Source organism: Treponema sp. (assembly GCF_045657965.1).
Classification (GTDB): Bacteria; Spirochaetota; Spirochaetia; order Treponematales; family Treponemataceae; genus Treponema_D.
The window spans coordinates 1-4,022 of record NZ_JAZOUG010000334.1 but is presented as its reverse complement, the minus strand read 5'-3'; the positions used below and the strand labels follow the sequence as shown (position 1 = coordinate 4,022).

General features: G+C 37.7%; 5 protein-coding genes. All 5 read left to right on the top strand.

Translation table 11 applies throughout. From position 1 onward, the window contains the following. On the top strand, positions 1-676 hold a 676-nt coding region (locus ACKI5B_RS12645; RefSeq protein ID WP_407429319.1), incomplete at its 5' end, for an O-methyltransferase. Positions 677-752: 76 nt separating this feature from the next. Continuing rightward, positions 753-1,799 (top strand): lipid II:glycine glycyltransferase FemX, encoded by a 1,047-nt coding sequence (locus ACKI5B_RS12640; protein ID WP_407429317.1) that lies wholly within the window; start codon positions 753-755, stop codon positions 1,797-1,799. After that, the gene (locus tag ACKI5B_RS12635) at positions 1,800-2,726 is read left to right on the top strand and encodes a ribonuclease Z (RefSeq protein WP_407429315.1); all 927 of its coding nucleotides are present in this window, start codon (positions 1,800-1,802) and stop codon (positions 2,724-2,726) included. It begins immediately after the preceding gene. A 40-nt stretch (positions 2,727-2,766) separates the two neighbouring features. Further along, positions 2,767-3,504 carry an ABC transporter ATP-binding protein gene (locus tag ACKI5B_RS12630; RefSeq protein ID WP_407429313.1) on the top strand — a complete coding sequence of 246 codons (738 nt, stop codon included), beginning with the start codon at positions 2,767-2,769 and terminating at the stop codon, positions 3,502-3,504. Next, a partial coding sequence (locus ACKI5B_RS12625; RefSeq protein WP_407429311.1) for a hypothetical protein occupies positions 3,501-4,022 on the top strand: 522 nt, incomplete at its 3' end. The genes ACKI5B_RS12630 and ACKI5B_RS12625, both read left to right, overlap by 4 nt.

The window sequence follows — 4,022 nt, the reverse complement described above, 5'->3', positions numbered from 1 at the left end:
CAAAAAAATGCTTGCACAAGCTCCTGATTTATGTTTTTCTGTCGCAAGTGAAATTGAAAAATTTATAGATATTTTGTCTCAGGACAAATGCGACGATTTCATTAAAAATTATGCAATGCAGAATGAAGTTCCAATCATGCAGGACGAAGGAAGTGAATTTATCTGTGAATACATTAAATCACATAATGTAAAAAGCGTGCTTGAAATCGGTACTGCAATCGGTTATTCATCTGTCCGGTTTGCAAAAATATCCCCTGAAATTTGTGTTACTACAATAGAAATTGACGAAGAACGCTATAATCAGGCTGTAAAAAACGTTGAATCAAACAGTCTGACTTCACAAATTACGCTTATTTTTGGGGATGCCCTTACAGAACAGATTGAAGGTAAGTTCGACTTAATCTTTATCGATGCAGCAAAAGCCCAGTACACGAAATTTTTTGAAAAATATAAGGAAAATCTTTCGGAAAATGGTGTTATAATCACAGATAATCTTTCTTTCCACGGAATGGTCGAAGATTTAAGCCTTACGAACAATTATTCAACAAAAAAACTCGTAAAAAAAATAAGAAAATACATCGATTTTTTAAAAAACAACGAAGAATTTGATACAGAGTTTTTCAAAAAAGGCGACGGAATTTCTATAAGTAAGAAAAAAGGAAATGTGAATCACTAATTACATTATTTAGCAGTAATTTTTCTAGAAAATCAAACAGATTGTTACAAAGTCAGTTTTTCGATAAAATATAAGAATGTCAAAACGATTTCAGCAGTCTGACTTCTGGTGCAATTTTAAATGTGCACACGGATGGTCGCTTGTAAAACACGACAATATAAATGCGCTTGTTCGCAATTTCAAAAAAGCTTTTATTAATTTTTCAATCTGCTATATTCCGCTTGCTCCGGAAAAAAACGAAGGTGAGAAAGAAGAACAGTATTTTTTACGTCTTGGTGAATTCACTAAATCATTAAAACAGGCTTTGCCGAAAAATACACTCTGTGTACGTTACGATCTTCCGTTTGATTTTTCTTCCGTAGAAGAAAGGGATTCTTTTATTGCACGCTTCCCACTTCTTGCAAAAAAATCGTGTTTAAGCATCAAAAAAAACAAGGTTGATATTCAGCCGCCGGATTCTACATGGCTCAATCTTTCAAAAACAGAAGAAGAACTTCTTGCCTCAATGAAAAACAAATGGCGCTACAATGTGCGTTACGCTTCAAAGCATGGAGTGGTAGTAAGGGCTGTTACAGCAGATTCACCGGATTTTGAAAAGGATTTAGATTCATTCTACGAGCTTTACAAAACAACAGCCAGTCGCGACGGAATCGGTCTTCATCCCAAAAGCTACTACAAAGATTTGCTTGAAAGAGGGGCCGTTTCAGAAAAATCAGATTGCGATAAAACAAAAATCACACTTTATATTGCCGGCCATGAAGGTGAAGATTTAGCTGCAATAATCACGCTGTTCCAGAAAAGTGAAGCAATTTACCTTTACGGCTGTTCTGGAAACAATAAACGCAATTTAATGCCTGCATATCTTGTTCAGTGGACAGCAATCAGAGATGCAAAGGCTTTCGGAAGCAAAATCTACGACTTTTACGGTATGCCGCCAACAGACGATGAAAACCATCCTATGCATGGTCTTTATCTTTTTAAGACCGGCTTCGGCGGAGAGTACGTTCACAGGCCTGGAAGTTTTGATATTCCTCTAAAAGGCTCATACAGATTGTACACGCTTGCCGAAAATGCCCGTGCATTCTGGCATAAAAAAATCATGAAAAAAATCAGGGGACGATAAATGAATCTTGAGGCTTTTGTTTTAGGCTGCGGAGGTATGATGCCGCTTCCGTACCGCCATCTTACATCTGTTTTGCTCCGCCGTGACGGAGATTTATTTCTTTTTGACTGTGGTGAAGGAACACAGGTTTCCCTCAAACGTCTGAATCTCAAATGGAAAAAAATCGATGCAATTTTTATTTCTCACACTCATGCAGACCATGTTACAGGGCTTCCAGGCATTTTAATGCTTTCAGCACAGGTTGACAGAACTGAACCGCTTTATATTTACGGTCCGCCAAAGGTTAAAGAATATGTTGAAACAAGCCGTCAGGTTCTGGACATGTACATCAATTATCCCATCATCATTAAAGAAATTACTGCTCCATGTGTCGTTCATGAAGGCAAAGATTTTTATATCCGGGCCTTTCCTCTTTCACATACAAAAACCTGCGTAGGATATACTCTTGAAGAACTTGACCGTCCGGGCGAATTTAATCCTGAAAAGGCAGAGTCTCTTGGAATCCCGCGCGGACCTTTATGGGGAAAGCTTCAAAAGGGAGAAGAAGTTATTTCGGAAACAGGAAAGATTGTCCGTCCTGAAGATGTAATGGGTCAAAAACGAAGCGGCCGGAAATTTTCGTTTGTCACGGACACTCAGTATCTTCCAAGTATTGCAAAAGAAGTGCAGGGAAGTGATCTTTTAATCTGTGAAGGAATGTTTGCCGACGACTGTGCTGATCAGGCAAAAGAAAAAAAGCACATGACAGCCCGTCAGGCAGCAACAATTGCACGTGATTCAGCTTCCAGCCGCATGGCAATGATTCACTATTCGCCGCGCTATACAGACCGGGAGCTTGACGTTCTTTTAAAGCAGGCTCAGGAAGTGTATCCTAAAGCAGAGCTTACCCGCGACCGCATGATTTTTGATATTCCTTACGTGGATTAAAAATTAACCATCCGGCTTTCTTTGTTGTTTTTATAGCAGAATGATTGAATTAAGAAATTTCTCGAAATCTTATTCCTCAAAAAACTCTTTTGCAGTAAAAGACTGTTCAATGATTTGTCAGAAAGGAAAAATTACAGGACTTTTAGGTCTTAATGGAGCAGGAAAAACAACAATTTTAAAAGCTGTTTGTGCCCGTCATTTTGCAACAGGTGGAGAAGTTCTTATTGAAGGAATTGAAGCAGGTGTAAATGCAGAAAAAGTCCGCAATCTTACAGGCTTTGTTGAAGAAGAACCAAATCTTCCGGGGGAATACACAGTTGAAGAATATTTACACATGGTTCAAGAACTTCATGGTGTGAAAAGTTCTGTAGATGCATCAGATAATATAAAAGATGTAATTTCTGTCAGAGACATTCTTTCTAAAAAAATAAAAACACTCTCTAAAGGGCAAAAGCAGCGGGTAAACTTTGCACAGGCACTTATTTATAACCCAAAGGTTTTGGTTTTAGACGAGCCTGCATCCGGACTTGATCCAGCTCAAATTATTAATATGCGAAATCTTGTAAAATCGCTAAAAGATACACATACAATTCTTCTTTCAACTCATCTTATGCAGGAAGTTGAGGCCTTGTGTGACACTGTTTATATAATTAAAGATGGAAACATTGCTGCAAGTGGAACATCTGAAGAAATTGCCAGTCAGTTCCAAAGCAGAACTCTTGAAGAAGCTTTTTTTAAAATTACAGGTGCAGCTGATATTGCAGGTGAGCAAAAATGAAAAAATTTCTTTCACTTTATAAAGCTGCAGTTTATTCGTATTTAATCGATCCTCTTTTTTACACAGCTTCAATCATTACTATTCTGTTCTGCTCATTCAGGTTCTTCTTTGCAGGTAAATTTTTTGTAGCAGATTTAGGTTCGACAGATTTGCGCACTTTTTTTACAGCTGTTCCGTATATAAGCATAATTGTAATTCCTCTTCTGGTTTTGCGCATCCGGCCGCTGCTTCTTACTGATTCAATTCCATTTTCTCCGCAAAAAAGATTTTTTTCGCTCAATATGGCTGCCTTTTCTGCATTCGCTTTTCCGTTACTCTTGCTTTGTTTAATTCCTGTGTGTGTAAGTTTTTTTGGTGATGTTGATTATGGAGTTGTTTTTACAGGTTTTGTTGGAATATTTTTTTACGGCTTCTGTGCTTTAAGTGCAGTTCTTTTTTTCTTTTCGTTTTTTTCATCTTTTTCAAGCTCCCTCTTAATTCCACTCATAATATCTCCGGTCTTTCTGGCAATTCTTAAT

Bases quoted from the DNA above. Each gene is read 5' to 3' on its own strand.
- ACKI5B_RS12640 (WP_407429317.1), top strand. From the start codon at position 753: ATGTCAAAACGATTTCAGCAGTCTGACTTCTGGTGCAATTTTAAATGT.
- ACKI5B_RS12635 (WP_407429315.1), top strand. From the start codon at position 1,800: ATGAATCTTGAGGCTTTTGTTTTAGGCTGCGGAGGTATGATGCCGCTT.
- ACKI5B_RS12630 (WP_407429313.1), top strand. From the start codon at position 2,767: ATGATTGAATTAAGAAATTTCTCGAAATCTTATTCCTCAAAAAACTCT.